At 30.4% G+C, this 15,118-nt stretch carries 23 protein-coding genes; 2 read left to right on the forward strand and 21 right to left on the reverse strand.

Annotated features, from left to right (window positions below; translation table 11 throughout):
- Positions 1-29: 29 nt before the first annotated feature.
- The 6 genes from C0982_RS00570 to C0982_RS00595 form a co-directional block, all read right to left on the reverse strand.
- Positions 30-404 (reverse strand): hypothetical protein, encoded by a 375-nt coding sequence (locus C0982_RS00570; RefSeq protein ID WP_101772304.1) that lies wholly within the window; start codon positions 402-404, stop codon positions 30-32.
- Positions 401-1,516 carry an SEC-C domain-containing protein gene (locus tag C0982_RS00575; RefSeq protein ID WP_101772305.1) on the reverse strand — a complete coding sequence of 372 codons (1,116 nt, stop codon included), beginning with the start codon at positions 1,514-1,516 and terminating at the stop codon, positions 401-403. The genes C0982_RS00570 and C0982_RS00575 overlap by 4 nt, the downstream gene beginning before the upstream one ends.
- Positions 1,517-1,663: 147 nt before the next feature.
- Complete coding sequence (locus C0982_RS00580; protein ID WP_145994486.1) at positions 1,664-2,068, reverse strand: hypothetical protein; 405 nt, start codon at positions 2,066-2,068, stop codon at positions 1,664-1,666.
- Positions 2,069-2,089: 21 nt separating this feature from the next.
- Positions 2,090-2,692 (reverse strand): hypothetical protein, encoded by a 603-nt coding sequence (locus C0982_RS00585; RefSeq protein WP_101772307.1) that lies wholly within the window; start codon positions 2,690-2,692, stop codon positions 2,090-2,092.
- Between the two features lie 36 nt (positions 2,693-2,728).
- A complete protein-coding gene (locus C0982_RS00590; RefSeq protein WP_101772308.1) occupies positions 2,729-3,442 on the reverse strand; it encodes a hypothetical protein in 714 nt (237 codons plus the stop codon).
- Positions 3,443-3,523: 81 nt separating this feature from the next.
- Positions 3,524-3,913, reverse strand: a complete 390-nt coding sequence (locus tag C0982_RS00595; RefSeq protein ID WP_101772309.1) for a type II secretion system protein — start codon at positions 3,911-3,913, stop codon at positions 3,524-3,526.
- A gap of 397 nt (positions 3,914-4,310) precedes the next feature.
- Here C0982_RS00595 and C0982_RS00600 point away from each other — a divergent pair, with 397 nt between their 5' ends.
- Complete coding sequence (locus C0982_RS00600) at positions 4,311-4,646, forward strand: TfoX/Sxy family protein (RefSeq protein ID WP_101772310.1); 336 nt, start codon at positions 4,311-4,313, stop codon at positions 4,644-4,646.
- 102 nt (positions 4,647-4,748) lie between these two features.
- On the opposite strand, the gene C0982_RS00605 is transcribed toward C0982_RS00600, so the two are convergent.
- A complete protein-coding gene (locus C0982_RS00605; protein WP_101772311.1) occupies positions 4,749-4,961 on the reverse strand; it encodes a helix-turn-helix domain-containing protein in 213 nt (70 codons plus the stop codon).
- A 13-nt stretch (positions 4,962-4,974) separates the two neighbouring features.
- The gene (locus C0982_RS00610; RefSeq protein WP_101772312.1) at positions 4,975-5,436 is read right to left on the reverse strand and encodes a DUF2975 domain-containing protein; all 462 of its coding nucleotides are present in this window, start codon (positions 5,434-5,436) and stop codon (positions 4,975-4,977) included.
- A 137-nt stretch (positions 5,437-5,573) separates the two neighbouring features.
- On the opposite strand from C0982_RS00610, the gene C0982_RS10745 reads away from it, so the two are divergent.
- Positions 5,574-5,699, forward strand: coding sequence for a hypothetical protein (locus C0982_RS10745; RefSeq protein ID WP_278336022.1), 126 nt, complete (start codon positions 5,574-5,576; stop codon positions 5,697-5,699).
- A gap of 196 nt (positions 5,700-5,895) precedes the next feature.
- Here the strand turns inward: C0982_RS10745 and C0982_RS00615 are convergent, their stop codons facing one another.
- The 13 genes from C0982_RS00615 to C0982_RS00675 form a co-directional block, all read right to left on the reverse strand.
- Complete coding sequence (locus tag C0982_RS00615; RefSeq protein WP_101772313.1) at positions 5,896-6,840, reverse strand: N-acetylmuramoyl-L-alanine amidase; 945 nt, start codon at positions 6,838-6,840, stop codon at positions 5,896-5,898.
- Positions 6,841-6,845: 5 nt separating this feature from the next.
- Entirely contained in the window at positions 6,846-7,214 is a 369-nt protein-coding gene (locus tag C0982_RS10460; RefSeq protein WP_242961450.1) for a phage holin family protein, read from the reverse strand.
- Positions 7,214-7,531, reverse strand: a complete 318-nt coding sequence (locus tag C0982_RS00625) for a hypothetical protein (protein ID WP_101772314.1) — start codon at positions 7,529-7,531, stop codon at positions 7,214-7,216. Before C0982_RS00625 ends, C0982_RS10460 begins: the two co-directional genes overlap by 1 nt.
- A gap of 169 nt (positions 7,532-7,700) precedes the next feature.
- On the reverse strand, positions 7,701-7,904 hold the full coding sequence (locus C0982_RS00630) for a CD1375 family protein (RefSeq protein ID WP_101772315.1): 204 nt from the start codon (positions 7,902-7,904) through the stop codon (positions 7,701-7,703).
- Between the two features lie 2 nt (positions 7,905-7,906).
- Positions 7,907-8,269 (reverse strand): hypothetical protein, encoded by a 363-nt coding sequence (locus tag C0982_RS00635; RefSeq protein WP_101772316.1) that lies wholly within the window; start codon positions 8,267-8,269, stop codon positions 7,907-7,909.
- A 13-nt stretch (positions 8,270-8,282) separates the two neighbouring features.
- Entirely contained in the window at positions 8,283-9,386 is a 1,104-nt protein-coding gene (locus C0982_RS00640) for a hypothetical protein (RefSeq protein WP_101772317.1), read from the reverse strand.
- On the reverse strand, positions 9,386-9,808 hold the full coding sequence (locus C0982_RS00645; RefSeq protein WP_101772318.1) for a hypothetical protein: 423 nt from the start codon (positions 9,806-9,808) through the stop codon (positions 9,386-9,388). The genes C0982_RS00640 and C0982_RS00645 overlap by 1 nt, the downstream gene beginning before the upstream one ends.
- Positions 9,805-10,392, reverse strand: coding sequence for a putative phage tail protein (locus C0982_RS00650; RefSeq protein ID WP_180946828.1), 588 nt, complete (start codon positions 10,390-10,392; stop codon positions 9,805-9,807). Before C0982_RS00650 ends, C0982_RS00645 begins: the two co-directional genes overlap by 4 nt.
- A complete protein-coding gene (locus C0982_RS00655) occupies positions 10,376-11,461 on the reverse strand; it encodes a baseplate J/gp47 family protein (RefSeq protein ID WP_101772320.1) in 1,086 nt (361 codons plus the stop codon). The genes C0982_RS00650 and C0982_RS00655 overlap by 17 nt, the downstream gene beginning before the upstream one ends.
- Positions 11,451-11,882, reverse strand: coding sequence for a DUF2634 domain-containing protein (locus C0982_RS00660; RefSeq protein WP_101772321.1), 432 nt, complete (start codon positions 11,880-11,882; stop codon positions 11,451-11,453). Before C0982_RS00660 ends, C0982_RS00655 begins: the two co-directional genes overlap by 11 nt.
- Entirely contained in the window at positions 11,879-12,184 is a 306-nt protein-coding gene (locus C0982_RS00665; protein WP_101772322.1) for a DUF2577 family protein, read from the reverse strand. The genes C0982_RS00660 and C0982_RS00665 overlap by 4 nt, the downstream gene beginning before the upstream one ends.
- An 11-nt stretch (positions 12,185-12,195) precedes the next feature.
- Positions 12,196-14,259: an XkdQ/YqbQ family protein gene (locus C0982_RS00670; protein ID WP_101772323.1), complete on the reverse strand. Its 2,064-nt coding sequence runs from the start codon at positions 14,257-14,259 to the stop codon at positions 12,196-12,198.
- An 11-nt stretch (positions 14,260-14,270) separates the two neighbouring features.
- A complete protein-coding gene (locus C0982_RS00675) occupies positions 14,271-15,110 on the reverse strand; it encodes a phage baseplate protein (RefSeq protein WP_101772324.1) in 840 nt (279 codons plus the stop codon).
- Positions 15,111-15,118: the final 8 nt, after the last annotated feature.

Raw genomic sequence — 15,118 nt, forward strand, 5'->3', positions numbered from 1 at the left:
GGCTACTGAAATTTCAGTAGCCTAACTAACTAATCGTTTGAGATCAATCCTCTTATTACTTTCATATTATTAAATATTTTTTCTATGAAATTTTCTGCAATCTCGTTATCAAGCAACTTTATCTCAAGATTTTTATCTCCATCAATATTTTTTTCTCTACAGTATTCATTAGCGATTTCAAGCATGCTTGCCTTGCCTTCTTCACTTAGTGAATAATCCTTATAATCTACTATTACATATTGTAATACTTCTTGTTCATCGTCTTTATTATACCCTATTTCAATATGATAAATAACTGCATACAAATTTTCCATAGTTTCTTCACCATTATAAACTGGTACTGCTGGATTTGACTTAACAAAATTTGTAGCTACTGGTATACTTTTTCCAACTTTTAAACTCATTTAACCTCCTGATATTCACCTGAAACTGCAATTAATATTTCTTTATTTCTTTTTGCTAAAGTGCTAGAACTTACTCCATAAGACTTTGCAATCGCACTTTGTGTAACACTTTCACCAATTGATTTTCTATAGCAATATTCTAATCCTGAAGCCCAACCGTATTCAGAACCACTTACATTTATTTTTTCTGATATATTATCAAGTAGTTCTTTCACACCAAAATAAATCTCTTCATCGGATATATTATTTTTCAATAAATTTTCAAGCGCTTCAAATTTATCATCTGTTGATTCATTTGATTCATTTTTTTCATCATCTTTTTTTGAGTTTTCTATTTTATTAGAAATTTCTTCAGACTGCTGTCCGTTGTAATCACTTAATTGTATAAGCTGAAGCATATATTTATAGAAGAACAGCGAATTCATTACTACAAATCTTTCTAGACTTGGTATTGAATTTTTATTGTTTTCATATACATCTATTATGCCTCTGTATATCAATTCTTTTACATCCTCTTGTATCCTTATTGTAAGATCCGTAAGTAAATAGACTCCATCTATATATACAGGTCTAGCTAAAATATAATCGCCTTCAGCAAATTCTTTTAACATCTGAGAATCTAAAGTTTCAAAAGTGTTTTTTGCGAAAAGATCTTTTATAAGGATCTTTTTTTCTTCCATCTTTTCAATTACAAACAAACTAGGATACGAATTTATACAACCAGATATTATGCGTCTTTCATCTTCGCTAAAATTTCCATTTTTCAGAGCATATATAGCAGGTGTATTCTTATCATCTATTAAATAATCATATGAAAAATAAGATGCAAAAAATCTATCTGCTGCAATATTATCTATCTGCATTTCACCAAAGAATTCTTTATGTGCTTCTTCTTCTTTATTGGCAAAATTCTCATTTTCATCTATCAATTCGTCTAAATAATTGCTTAATTTTACAATTGAATCTGTGTATTTTTTATCTATTTTTTGTTTTTTTTCTGTTAAGGCACGCTCTTCTTTTTCTGCTTTTTCTATAGCCTTATCTTTTTCCATACAACATTTTTTGTATTTTTTACCACTTCCACAATGGCATATGTCATTTCTCTTCAACATCTGAATTACTCCTAGTATTAGATTCTATATTCCTCGTATAGTCGCCTTATAGCCTTCTAACGCTAAAATGTGAACTAACTTCTCCACAAGTACGCTTAATTATAACACAAATATTTGTGGTTGTAAAACGAAATGGCATATACTCCTTTAAATAAGCCAAAATAGAATACTATACTCACCTTTTCCGTCGGTTTTTGTGTAATTAACTCTTTCTATATTTATTTTAAAATTCATTGTAGTTAGTGTTTTAATAAAATCATTAAAGTTATTTGAATCTCCATAAAAGCTTATATTATACTTAGTCATATTGTCTGAGTCTACGGATTCAACCATATCCACATCATTTGATTTAGAAACTGCCTCATAAAGGTCTACAATTTCTTTTGTTGAATTAGTGTGTGCTTTTTTTGAATCTACACCTATCCCTATATTTTTACTTGAGCTTTCACTATTGCTAATTTGCATCTTTAAGTCTTCTTTTTTGAATTTTTGAGGAACTACTACAAATACGGTCAAAATAATTATCGATACAACTATAAATATTTTGCGCAAAAATTTGTGATCAAACATATACTACCCCTTTATTTTAATTCTAATTGAAATAAATGAAATTACCTTTTTTTCTTTTTCATCACCTTCTTTTTTTACTTCAACGGTTTTTTTGATTTTTTTTATTGAATCTATTTGTGACTTATCAAATATTTTTTTATTTAATTCTTTTCTAGCTTCTTCTTCATTTTTTGATTCAAATTCAAGAGATATTAAGTTCTCATCACATTCTATTTTAGATATGTTATTTTTTAACGTGTCATTTATACTAAATATCCTATTAATATCTGCACCGTATATATTTTTATATATCAATTTTCTTTTTAATTGCTTTTTATCAAGTAGTATCTCATCTTTTTTATTTATGCTATTTAGTTGTTTTTCTAAAGATTTAATTTCTATATTGCCACAAACCGAAACTGTAATAATCATCATTAAAATCAATATTAATAATTTTTCCACATTTTTACTAGTGACTGAGTTCTTCTTTTTAATTCTATATATATCCACTAATTGATTTTCTTTTTTTAAAGGTAATACAGAATTATGTCTTTCATTTTTGACTTCCTCTATAATCAAATATTCATGTCTATTCGGTATAATTTTTTGATTTATTTCCTCATTCAAATCTTTAAAAGCTTCATTATTAAAATTTCCTAAAAGTCATACTTTTCCACCATCATTCAAATAATCTATCAAACTTTCATCAACATTTTTATTATCTATAACCATTGAATTTTTGACTCTATTATTTTCTATGACTGACAATATATAGTCCTCTTCTCGGAACTCTATTGCAGCAAATATTCTATCAAAATTGTTAATACTACCTAATAATATAGACTGAGTTATTTGATAGTTCATATAAATTCCATCACATCTGCAGCCTTTTAATTTTTCAATTTTTTCCACAATATCAACATAAAAACGTGGAAATAAAACTACTCTTACTTTTAAAAAATCTTCTTCAGAATCTATTTTTTCATAATTTTTAATATAATATTCTGGATTTAAGTTGAGAAACTCCTCCATTTCTATTTCAATTATATTTTCTATATCTTTCTTTTTATAATCTTTTAAAATATCTATTTCTTTTATTATTAAATTAGAATCTTGTGCTACAACTGTTATTTTTTTGCAATCACACTTTAATTTAGATTCTGCATTTCTAATTTTTTCTGTTATCTCATATGCAAGATCCTTACTCTTATCCTCCATGTCAATTTTATTCATTGAATAGCTAATATACTCATTGTATTCAAATTCTATATTCCTTTCTTTTTCGCTCTCTTTGTTTGTATTATCTTCTTTAAAATTTGCATATAGAATTCTATATCCCTTATTTTCAAATATCAAAAAAAATGCTTTTTTATCCATCTCTCCTCCAGTTTACAAATATTTATCATATATTTTTCTTTTTTATTTATGAATCTTTACTTATTTTATGATTTTTAATCACTATTTAACCTTAGGATAAAATTGTTCTTCTCCTGCCTTTATAGTAACTTCCTCTTCACTTACCACCAAAGTAAATTTATCTGCTTTTACACTCTGTGGCTTTGGTTCGCTTGATAAATACTTTGATCCGACTAGCTTACTGACTTCATTTATTTCATCTAAATCCTTCCCTTCACTCTGCGCCATATATACAGCTGTAGCTATATTAGATGCATTTGCATAGTCTGCATTTTCCCTAGCCTTTTTTTGTGCTCCACCAAATTTAATAGCTACTACAGTTGCTAGTATTCCAATTATTGCTACCACAATAACCATTTCATTATTCTTAAACGATTTTTTTATTGATACTACTCTATAATTTGTTCTATTTTCTACATTTTTTACAGACAAAAATACTGGTTTTTCACTCTTGTAGAATCAAATCAGTATCATAAACTTATTTTTATAGTATCACGCTTTAGTTTTTCAACTATTATCTAGTCGTGATACTATTTTTGTTTTATATAATTCTAATTATTCGTATTGGTTTTATTTTTTAGATGCAAGTTCTCTTCTATTATATACATGTATATTTTTATTTGCTATTTTATCATTCTCTCACTTATTTATGCAGCTGAACAGTTAGTCATAACAATTGAAAAATAAACGTTATTAAAACAGAGTAGAGCAGACTTAATATATTTAGGTTTGCTCTATTTTTATTTTATAAGGTTATTTATTCTAATTCACTTGATTTGCCATATTGATTTAGTTATTATATTAATATAAAGACATAGGAGGTAATAGTATGGCTTCTAGTAAAGAATATTTAGATTTTATTTTGGAACAGTTATCCGAGTTGGAAGATATAAGTTATAGATCAATGATGGGAGAATACATTATATATTATAAAGGTAAGATTGTTGGTGGAATATATGATGATAGATTACTTGTAAAACCTGTGAAATCGGCAGTTAATTATATGCCTAATGCAGGATATGAACTTCCATATGAAGGTTCAAAAGAGATGTTACTAGTAGAGAATGTAGATAGTAAAAACTACTTAAAAGGATTGTTTGATTCTATGTTTGAAGAACTACCTATTAGAAAGCAAAAAAAAATAATAAAAAAGGGTAGCAAATAACTGCTACCCTTTTTTTGCGTTTGCCACAGATTATATATTTAGGCAATTATCACATAGTATTATAGACAGTTTTAAATAAAATAAACCTATAACATATATTATTTACTTATTTTCTTTTCTATGCTCCAAGATATCACCTGGAGTGCATTCTAAAAAATCACAAATTTTATCAAGAGTTTCAAACCGTATCCCTTTTGATTTTCCAGTTTTCAATATAGAAAGATTTGTGCTGCTTATCCCTACTGCTTCAGATAAATCTTTTAAGCTCTTCTTTCTTTTTGCTAACATTACATCTAAATTTACTATAATTGACATTTTGTTCCTCTCTTTAAATTATGGACTTGTTCTCTTCATCAAGATTTTTAATTTCACTAAACAAAGTAGGTAATATCAAAAATACTAAATAAATAAAAAGATATATAAACCCTGCAAGGCTTATTCCATTGTTATCCATTGATCCTATTATAATTTTACCTTTTGTTAACCAGAAAAAAATAAATTCTGACATTGCCATAACTAGAAAAATATATGAAATAATTTTTGGTTCTATTATATTTTTTATAAAAATTTCTTTCTTTTCAATTCTTTTTAGCATTCTCAAGAAGAAAAAAAGAGCTAATGTCCAAAGTAAACCTATTACTATCGGGTACATATTATAAATAATACCTTTATATCCTAATTTGTAACCATACATTGCAAACATTGATATAATCTGTCCTGAAAATATAAGTTCAAACACAAACGCTATTTTCAAAATTATTTTTACTATCTTATAACTTAATGAGTTCATTTTTTACCCTCCTATTTATTATTGATTTCATTATACCATATTCTTATTTAAAGCGCTATTTTTTTTATGTTTTACATAAATTTTATATTGTTTAGTGTTATGTAACATAGTATAATATAAATAAAAAGGAGATTTTTATGAGTATTGAGTTTTTTCTAACAATATTTAGTACCATTTTGCTTGCAGGAATAGTATTTCTTATTTACAAACTAGCAGAATTTTTAATTACAAAATTAGTTAAACAATTAAAAAAAGAGGACTAGCTTATAATTTGCTAGTCCTTCTTCTTGTCAACTGTAATTAAGAAATTTAGTATTCTCAATACTTTAACATATCTATTCTATTTTTACAACACAAAAAGAAGGGCAACTACCCAGCCACCCTACTTTTTGTGAAATATAATTATAATAATATTTTAGGAAATTTTGTCATATTAATATTAACATATTGAAAACGTTTTTACAAGTATGCATTCACAGCAACTTTTGCACTTTCAAATCTATCTTTATATTGTTTACCACCAACATACATTATATTATAATCTTTCTTAGTCCTAGTGCCATCATCTCTATAGCATTTAACTTTATGTTTACTAGCTATAAGTTCTGCAATAGGCTTATCTCCGTCACCATAATATAATACTATTTTAGGTCTATTATCTATACCCTTACAATAAGCTGCACTTACATATCCAATCTTAGGTATTTTATACCATGCATTATTGTATTCATCTCTTGCTACAGCTTCAACATAAATAATTGAACCATCATTATAAGCATTAACTACCTTAGCATTTGCACTCGGCTGACTTCTTACGTTTAGAGTCTCACCTTTACCAACGCTAACTTGTACAGAGTAATTTGCTTTTACTTCTGGTTTATTTAAGATGTTGTTAATTATTGTTTTTTGTCCGTTTAGTTCCTCATTTATCATATTTAAAAATCTTTGCCAACCTAAATCAAGTGTTTTATGAGGGCAATATTTACCACTTTGCTTTTGGTGGGTTTCAACACGATCTATTCCCCATCCGTATTTTTTAAGTGTAGCAGCAACATATTTAGCTGCATTTCTTTCAGCTTTTGCAAACTCTAAAGCATTTCCAGTAGACTTTGCTATCTCAATACCTATATAATTTCTATTGCCATATGTAGCACCACAGTGCCATGTATTACGATTAAATGGTACATTTTCATAAATTGCTATATCATCTACAACAGAATGAAAGCTTGTCCAATTAGAATTTCCAACCATATAAGAGCTTTCTGCTTTTGCTGTAGCTTTATTATAAGTATTATGCACTACTATCTTTTTAGGGGTCATTGCATAGGTTTGTTTCTTTCCCTTATTCCAAGAAGGAACAGGGAAATCATATATTGGTACTCCCCTAACTCTTAATCCATTCATATTATCTATCCTTTCATGCTATCTAACATCTTCTTATCTTCTTCAGATAATCCTCCATCTTCTTCAAATGAATTTTCTTCTATATTTTTTTCATATAAAGCTTGGTCAAATTTAATTGTTTTATTAGTTGGATTATCAATAAATTGTCTGAATGTCTGATGAAGTCCAGTACTAGCTAATCCACTTATAGCTCCCATAGTAATTGTATCTATGCTTATCTCTTTAGATATTATAGAGCATGCTACAGCTCCTATTATCCCTAATATTAAAGGTATATATTTATTATTGATTGGTAATATATTTTTTATCATAAAACCAACTACTAAGCAAAATACCAATGTTCCCATGTCAATGTAGTTCATTAATTCTATCATTATCTATTCTCCTTTAATTCTTCTATATCTTTTTCTACTGTACCTATTCTGTGTTCGTGATTTTCAATTTTTATAATAGCTTCATCTATCTGCTCACCATGTTTATCAAGCCTTCTATTTTGAACTGTATCTGCGTCCTTACTCCTCAATAATTCAGTGTTTAGTTCATAGAAATTATTATTTAGTTTTGTAACTTCTCCTCTTAATTCCTTTACAGGTTTTTTAAGGGTTTCACCTATTGATATTAGCCCTACTATAATGGGAATTGCTACAGTAACTATCTTAATTATTAGAAAATATATTTGTTGTTCACTCAAATAATCACCTTCTTTTTATAATAAAAGGGCGATTTGCTCACCCTCTGAAACCATTGAAATTTCAATATTTAACAACCTTCATAAATCGATTTTAAGAGCCTGTATTTTTGTATTGATACTAAGCGTAGTTAGCTTTGCTCATAATCGATTTACGAAGGTCATTATTTTACTACTCTGTTACTAATCTTTCTAATCCAGTCCCAATTAAAAGTTCTTTCACTTCTTCTTTCAATTCTACTGGGACTTGACTGTAAGTTCTGTATCCGTGTACGATACAAGTTACATAACACATTGCCATATCTCTTTCACCTCCTTTCGCTGCTAATTTTAGTAATAAAAAAAAGAACCTAATCTTATTAATTAAATCCTTCATAATTATTCTCCCTTTAATTTGTCTATTTTTTCGTTCAATTCTACTATTGCAAGTGAATATTGTAATTCCATTTGCTTTATTTTTTCTTCTAACTCTTTTTCTCTTTGCTGCTCTTTCTCTTTTTCTTTTTCAGCTTGTTCCTGCTGTTCTTTCTGTTTTTCTTCTCTATCTTTTAAATAATTTTCTACGATTTCAATGTCTGTAGAGCCTGTAAATCCTTCTGCTTTGATATCTTCTAAAAACACAACTTCAGCATCCTCTATTAATACCAACGTTTTGTCTTTAGATGCTGGGTATGCATCAAACCATATTTCTTTATCTAAACCTTTTAAGGTTTCTTTTCTGTCCCATATTTTTATTTTCATATCTTAAGCTCCTTTATATTTTATATCTAAAAACCCCTTCTTTACCTAACGACCATACTCCGCCTTCATATATTACTGGAAACACACTTCCACCTGTTAATTTGGTTTGTTTTATCGGAAGTTTATGGTATGTATCAGTTTTTTTATTGTATAACGTTATACTGCTTTCAATAGCATCTAGCATGTATAACTTGTAATACTCATACTCAACACAAGGCTCCCAAATAATGTGTTCAGACAGATCTTTGCTTGTAGCGACATTTTCTTCATCATATATCACTCCATTATTTTTATAATACAGTTTATCTTTATGACTTGTAACGCCTTCAATATTCTTACTAGTGCCTTCAAATAACAACTCTGCTTTTTTATCACCTAAAAGACTCACCTTATATGCTTTGTTCTCACTAATTACAATAGCTTCTTTTTTGAGTTTATTAAAGTATACTATCCTCCCGTCTTTATATATGCCCGTTGATACACCTGTTTTTGTTTTAACATTATAAAGAGTTTCTGCACTGTTTAATAAAAAATTTTCTCCAGTAGAAGCTATTAAACCTAAAACTCTCCAAAAATATTTGTTGTTCGTTTCGATCACTTCCCTAGTTTTTGTAGTTAGATTTACCCGAAATACACTGTGTTTTCCATCACCATAAGCATTATCCGCTGTGCAATATACAATTTCATCTTTATAAAACAGAGGTGTTCCGCTTATTCCACCGTATCGAGATACATCAATTCCACTTACAGGATTCCAGTACCATTTATTTTTTTTAATAGGCTTTTTTATGTCAGATGTGTACATTCCTGTTGCAGTGTATGTTGTATTAGTTCCACCATTGACTTTTGCACTTCCGATACTAACAAATGTCATTACTTTCCCTTCTTCATTAAATGCCCCGTACCCCATATCTGCATTTTTAGGAAGTATTAATTCATATTCCCCGCTTTTAACTAGTACAACTTCATTCTCTTTCAAAAACTGTTCTACATCTTTCAATGTGCTAGTATTAACATCTTTATCAAGTTTATTAATTTCTCCAGTTACGACACCTAAAGTAATCTTAAATTTATCTAGTAGCTTACCATATACTTTCCTTCTAAATCTTATAAACATTACTCAACCTCGCTTTCAATGGCTTTTATATCCTCACCAAGTAACTTAGCAAATTCAATGTTATTAGCATTTAGTAGTTCTGCTTCTCCAGTGATTTCCATATTAAGTTTATTTATATCATCTCTGTTGAGCTGTATAGATTGCTTTAGTTTGCCCAGGACAATATCAAGCTTTTCATCTGCCCATGTTGTAACAGTTATTTTTAAGTCTGTTAACTCAATATTTTTTAGCTTGTCCCAAATATAAGACAAATAAGCTGATACAGTCTTTTTCTCTATATCTTCTATTTCAATTTCTTCCAAATTGCCTATTGCTTCTTTTATTTTTGTGGTGTCATTTATTCCGTTTTCTATTTCATCTAAATTTTTATTATATTCATCAATAAAATACGCATCTGTCTTTTTAGGTCTCGTTAATTTCATATACCTAACCTCTCTTTCATCTTTTCTACTGGCATCTCTCTTAGTTCTTCATGAGTAAAGTGTGATAATTGTTCATGTGTAAACTGTGCCAGTATTTCGTGCGTGTTATAAAGAAGTATTGCATCATATGTAATATTAAGTGGCAATATATTTTCCATTAAATCTACTACTGCTGCTAATTGGTGTTTTACTCCTAAATTAATTTTACATACTGCGTGTTTTTTAATATAGTCTATATTAAAAGTATAATTATCGCTCCCTACAAGGTCTTCAAGTAGCTTTCTTACTCTTTTTTCTGTGTATGGTCTAGACCCAGTATATTTAGTTGATATTGTAAAGCGCCTATCATCAAGTGTATAAGATGAGTTTACTTTTATTTTCATCATCTTTTCCCACCTTGAGCAACCTTCATTATCTAAGCTAAAGAAAAATCTATTTTTATAAATGCTTTCAAGCCTTTTCATAATAAGCCTACATTCCTTGTCATAAGCTACAGAGAGTGCTTGAAATTCAGATATATTAGAGTATACTTTTGGGGGATATATTATTGATGTTGGATTATATTCGCTACTTGTAGTTATCATATTTAACATCTCCTAGTATCGGTATGCTTCTTTTATTAACTGTGTAATTTCTTTCTAATCCATTAATTGTAGTTGATGATACATCTATTATCCCATTTAGTGATAATAACTTATTTTCTATCTTAGATATTCTAACAACTAAGCTTTCTTCATTATCGCCCCACTCCATTCTAAGCTCTTGCAGGTATTCTTCAATAGATTCCTTCACATCTTCTAATAAATCTACACCATCTTTTATATCAAGCTTTGTACTGATATTTACAGTTTCTTTTCCTACAGGATATACTTTTACTTTATGACCTATTGGAGCAAGTCCAACACCTTCGCCATCTTGTGTTGGGTCAATAGCTTCTTGTATTGCCAAAACCATATCGTCATCTGCTTTTTTAAATGTATTATCAAGTACCACGATTTCTACATTTTCACCATCTACAGTTCTTCTAAATGTTCTAACTCCACCTATATTGTCAAATTCTAGTATCTTATCTCTATAATCTGCTCTATTCCCTCCAAAGGCTTGATAGTTTAAACTCTCAATATATCTAAATCTTAAATCTTCTAAGGTTTCTTGTTCTCTACCATCTTTTACAATTTCAACTATTCTTGCAAACTTTAAACCTCCTATATCTTCAATTGGTGTCATATCTCCAATTATTTCAATATGTCCAGTTTCTTCGGCTATAAGGTGGTATTTATATATTTCTTTTTGTTCTGTTTCTTCTTTTTCTTCGTCTAAACTTTCAATCACTCTAAAGTTTCTTGTATCACAGTTAAACCTTGCACCTATCTCAATATCTCTATTAAACTCTCCTATCACATATCCTTGTGTAGCTTCTTTAGGATATATCTTTCTATCTCTACAAAAACTCACTAAATTATTGTAACTACAAGTGTCTGGGAATATTTCCTCATTCATCATATCAATTTCAGAGTTAAGTGAAAGAAGTTCAGGCACAATCATAGCAGTTGATTGATATATAAGGCTTGTTTCTCTTTTATCAAAGCTATCATCAATATTTGATAACATTCTATCCATTATTCCATCAAAAGAATATTCGTTATTTATCATCTATAATCTTCACCTCCTCTTTAACTGCAACTTCTCCAATGTTTGATATAACAGTTGCTGAAAACTCATATACTCCACGCTTAACTCTTTTTAAATTCATATCTTCGACTGCCTCAATTCTATCATCTGCTAATATACATTCTCTAATTAAACGCACTAGAGTAGATTCAATTAGAGCAGGATCTTTTCCATATAGGTCATATAGTTCAATCCCTACATCATCACTCATTGTATGTGAGCTGTATCTTTCAGTTTGGAGTATAAAAAAAATGGCTTGTTTGACTGAGTCTACTCCGTCAACATAACCACCTATTGTTCCATCATCACGTATTTTATAATCTTTATTTTGATAAGCTTTCTTTTCGCTGTTATCAATCAGTGATTCAAACTGTTCTTGTGTTATTCCTGTTTTTGGTATCATAACTTTTTCACCTTCCCAAAAACTAAGTATTGTTGTCCCCCTTGAAACATTCCAAGTGCTACAATATCACCTTTTTTAAGAGAGTGCTTAGCCTTTCCACTTTTGCCATCTACAGTGACTGGAAACTCCCCTATTGCACTCTCCAGCATAAAGAGTTGAACTGGCTTAAGTGTTAGCTTTTCAGTTACTTTTATTTCTATAGGTGATGTATTTACAACTTCACCTATTCTGTAGTCTGCAAAGTCATAGTTATCCAGCAGGGGAATTACTGCTTCTCTAATAGGTCTTACAATATTTGCCATTTCATCACCTCCTACATAATTCCATATCCTGTTATTTTAGACTGCCCTACGTAGTAAGTATGCCTTGCAACATTAAGCTTAGACCCTGAATTACCTTCTATAGTAGTTATCTTACTTCCGTCTACTCTTTCCACTATCCCGACATGGTCTATCCTAAGTGACCCTGCACGACCAGAGCCGTTGTAAAAGAATATTATATCGCCTGATTTTGGTGTGTAATTTCTCGCCGCATCCAAATGTTTTGCTTTCCCTTTACTTTGAAAACTAGAAAACATTGACCTTGTGCTTGAGGTGTCAGGAACAGGCATATTGCCTGCTTTTTTCATGCAAAATGCTGTGAAATCTGCACACCATAATCCTGATGTCATTCTTCCAAGCTTACTCATTTGCGAATAGCTTTTTCCAACGTGCTTTCTAGCCTCCTCTACGTGAGGTGGGGTAGCTCCACTACTGCCACTTGTAGATCCGTTGTAATTAGGATTACTTATTACTGTATACATCTTGCTTTTAGCTTCTGCTACACTTGATACTCCTGTTCCTATTAGAGAGTCTCTCCATTCTACGCCTGTGTACTGTTTGTACCAAGCCTTTAAATCTCTAACATATTGAGCTGTATTGTTTTCGCTAGGTGGTGCCCAAGGGTATACGATTGACGAAATGCTTTTTCTTCCTTTTTGATATATATAAACCACTCCAAGTAGTCTAAATAACCTCTCTATGCCTATTTCTTTACTAGGATATTTTGCATATTTACCCATATTAGGATAATCAGGATCTCCAGTTATACCACCAAAGTTATTTCTAACTCTTGCAGAGTAACTATTAATAGTTCCACCCTCGGTACACTCTTTTTTAGTTATAAGTGCCGCTAACATTGGATTGACTCCAAATGCATTACCGCATTTTAAGTAATATGACCCATGTCCGCTTAAATAACCATTAAGTACTTTGTTGAGCATTTCTTCGGTAATACCATGACCCCAGTCCTTTGCTGCGGTTTCTCTTTTTTCTTTAGCCGCAAAACTGTCGGGTGTTTCAGTCCCGTCATTCCCTTGCTTGCTTTCTCCTTGTACACCTCTTGTAGATACAAATTCGCCGCCGATTAATTCTAAATCCATTGAATAAAGTCCATCCTCAACTCTGTGAGTGACAGCATCAACAACCATGTTCATATCTACAACCATGTCGCCTAAATCAAGAGATACAACGATAACCGCACCTGCAACAACCTCAACTGCTCCCATTGCACCTTTTATTTTTAAAGTTTTAGTTTTTGAGTTGTAATGATGTAGCAACTTTTTCTTTTGGTCAATTGACGCCCAACCATTATTAGTTTTTTCAACTAATTCAAGTAGCCCCCATTTCGCAATGCTTGCCTCATCTTTTTCAGCGTCACGAACTGTCATACCTGTTGTACTACTCTTATACTCCAATACAACAGAGTTATAAGTTTGCTTGTCAATCGTGCTTTCATAGTCAAAATCGGTTATGCTGGAGCTGTTTATTACAACGTTTCTAAACATATCTTTGAGAGGGCAAAGAGTCAATTTGCCGAATCTATCATATAGGATAAATATTTCTCCAGTTTCCTGCGTTGTCATTTCAATTGCTTGCATTATTACATCAAATAAGCTTCCATTTTCTTTTGTTAAAGATGGTATTTTGTAATTGCTATCTCTAATAACACCTACATTAAGCCTTCTATCATTGGCAATCATCTTTACGATTTCGCCTACTGATTTGCCAATAAAGCCTACACTATCTTTAGTTTTAAGATATCTTAGTTGGTCATAACAAGTGTATTTAACTATTCCATCTGCACTTCTATTTTTTGTAAATATAAAACCAAAAAACATCCATGTTTTAGATATCCTAACCCTTACAGCGTCACCTTCTTCAAACTCAATTTTACCGTCATCCTCTTGAGCAATTGAAAAGGTACACTTACCTGCCACACCTTTTCTTTCCCAAGCAATTTCCAATCCACTAAGTGCGTTAACTACGTAAGTAGTTTGATTATGCGTGATATGGACATCACAATTATAAGAGTGTATATCTTTATTATCTGCTGTCACAATATCACCACCTAATAATTAATGTTTGGATTAGCACTCTGCGTACCTTGTCTTGCATCTGAATAACTGTGCAATTTATTATCAATGCTATAATTTAACTTAAACTCTCTTTCGTCAAACTCTGCTTTAGTTAGATTTTTCAACACTTTTGTATATGTTGGATTGCCACTTATCCAACCCCAACCGCCTTTAAGCTTTGAGTGTTTTACTTTATACCAAGGTGTTTTATCAACCATAAATTCTGCGTATGCAAATGGCTTTTCACCTTTTACAAATTTATCTATTTGAGGATTGCCGTCCCAAACACCAGCCATTTGTCTAATTCCTAAGCCTTCACCTATTATTTCAAGCTGTTTATAGCAAGGTACACTCTCTGCCTTTTTCTTTTCATCTTTTCCACCATTATTTTCCTCCCTTTTTTTCTTGGGATCAATCAAGTGGATTGTCTTGTATGGTCTAAATTCTTTTAGCGTTATGTCAACTGTTATATCAGAGTTATTTTCTGCATCCTCAACTATTTCATAGTCTTCTATACTCACCTTTTCATAGGTCGAAAATCTAGTTTCATTACCCATTTTTCTGTGCACTTCAAATTCTACTATTCTTTTTTCTTGCTTTATTTTCTTTAAAGCTTCAAGTATCTCTCTTGGCATAGCTCCATTTGTACTGTAGCTATATGTCCTAAATGGCAGCAAAAAAGAAAAGCTATATTCTGTTAATTTTGCACACTTTATTAAATTAATGTCTCCGCCATTGGCAAGCTCTATGGTCTTATTATTGTTTCCTATCTTTACGTTAAGTTTAGACGGAGTGATAGGAAGCTTATATCCGTCTATAAAGAAAAAATACATTTATACAC

This window comes from Peptostreptococcus faecalis, from assembly GCF_900240845.1.
Lineage (GTDB): Bacteria > Bacillota > Clostridia > Peptostreptococcales > Peptostreptococcaceae > Peptostreptococcus > Peptostreptococcus faecalis.

What these genes read in the sequence shown, in the direction of transcription:
- C0982_RS00570 (WP_101772304.1), bottom strand. Translation starts at nt 404, where the DNA reads ATGAGTTTAAAAGTTGGAAAAAGTATACCAGTAGCTACAAATTTTGTT.
- C0982_RS00575 (WP_101772305.1), bottom strand. Translation starts at nt 1,516, where the DNA reads ATGTTGAAGAGAAATGACATATGCCATTGTGGAAGTGGTAAAAAATAC.
- C0982_RS00590 (WP_101772308.1), bottom strand. Translation starts at nt 3,442, where the DNA reads ATGGATAAAAAAGCATTTTTTTTGATATTTGAAAATAAGGGATATAGA.
- C0982_RS00600 (WP_101772310.1), top strand. Translation starts at nt 4,311, where the DNA reads ATGGCTTCTAGTAAAGAATATTTAGATTTTATTTTGGAACAGTTATCC.
- C0982_RS00605 (WP_101772311.1), bottom strand. Translation starts at nt 4,961, where the DNA reads ATGTCAATTATAGTAAATTTAGATGTAATGTTAGCAAAAAGAAAGAAG.
- C0982_RS00610 (WP_101772312.1), bottom strand. Translation starts at nt 5,436, where the DNA reads ATGAACTCATTAAGTTATAAGATAGTAAAAATAATTTTGAAAATAGCG.
- C0982_RS10745 (WP_278336022.1), top strand. Translation starts at nt 5,574, where the DNA reads ATGAGTATTGAGTTTTTTCTAACAATATTTAGTACCATTTTGCTTGCA.
- C0982_RS00615 (WP_101772313.1), bottom strand. Translation starts at nt 6,840, where the DNA reads ATGAATGGATTAAGAGTTAGGGGAGTACCAATATATGATTTCCCTGTT.
- C0982_RS10460 (WP_242961450.1), bottom strand. Translation starts at nt 7,214, where the DNA reads ATGATAGAATTAATGAACTACATTGACATGGGAACATTGGTATTTTGC.
- C0982_RS00630 (WP_101772315.1), bottom strand. Translation starts at nt 7,904, where the DNA reads ATGAAGGATTTAATTAATAAGATTAGGTTCTTTTTTTTATTACTAAAA.
- C0982_RS00635 (WP_101772316.1), bottom strand. Translation starts at nt 8,269, where the DNA reads ATGAAAATAAAAATATGGGACAGAAAAGAAACCTTAAAAGGTTTAGAT.
- C0982_RS00640 (WP_101772317.1), bottom strand. Translation starts at nt 9,386, where the DNA reads ATGTTTATAAGATTTAGAAGGAAAGTATATGGTAAGCTACTAGATAAA.
- C0982_RS00645 (WP_101772318.1), bottom strand. Translation starts at nt 9,808, where the DNA reads ATGAAATTAACGAGACCTAAAAAGACAGATGCGTATTTTATTGATGAA.
- C0982_RS00650 (WP_180946828.1), bottom strand. Translation starts at nt 10,392, where the DNA reads ATGATAACTACAAGTAGCGAATATAATCCAACATCAATAATATATCCC.
- C0982_RS00655 (WP_101772320.1), bottom strand. Translation starts at nt 11,461, where the DNA reads ATGATAAATAACGAATATTCTTTTGATGGAATAATGGATAGAATGTTA.
- C0982_RS00660 (WP_101772321.1), bottom strand. Translation starts at nt 11,882, where the DNA reads ATGATACCAAAAACAGGAATAACACAAGAACAGTTTGAATCACTGATT.
- C0982_RS00665 (WP_101772322.1), bottom strand. Translation starts at nt 12,184, where the DNA reads ATGGCAAATATTGTAAGACCTATTAGAGAAGCAGTAATTCCCCTGCTG.
- C0982_RS00675 (WP_101772324.1), bottom strand. Translation starts at nt 15,110, where the DNA reads ATGTATTTTTTCTTTATAGACGGATATAAGCTTCCTATCACTCCGTCT.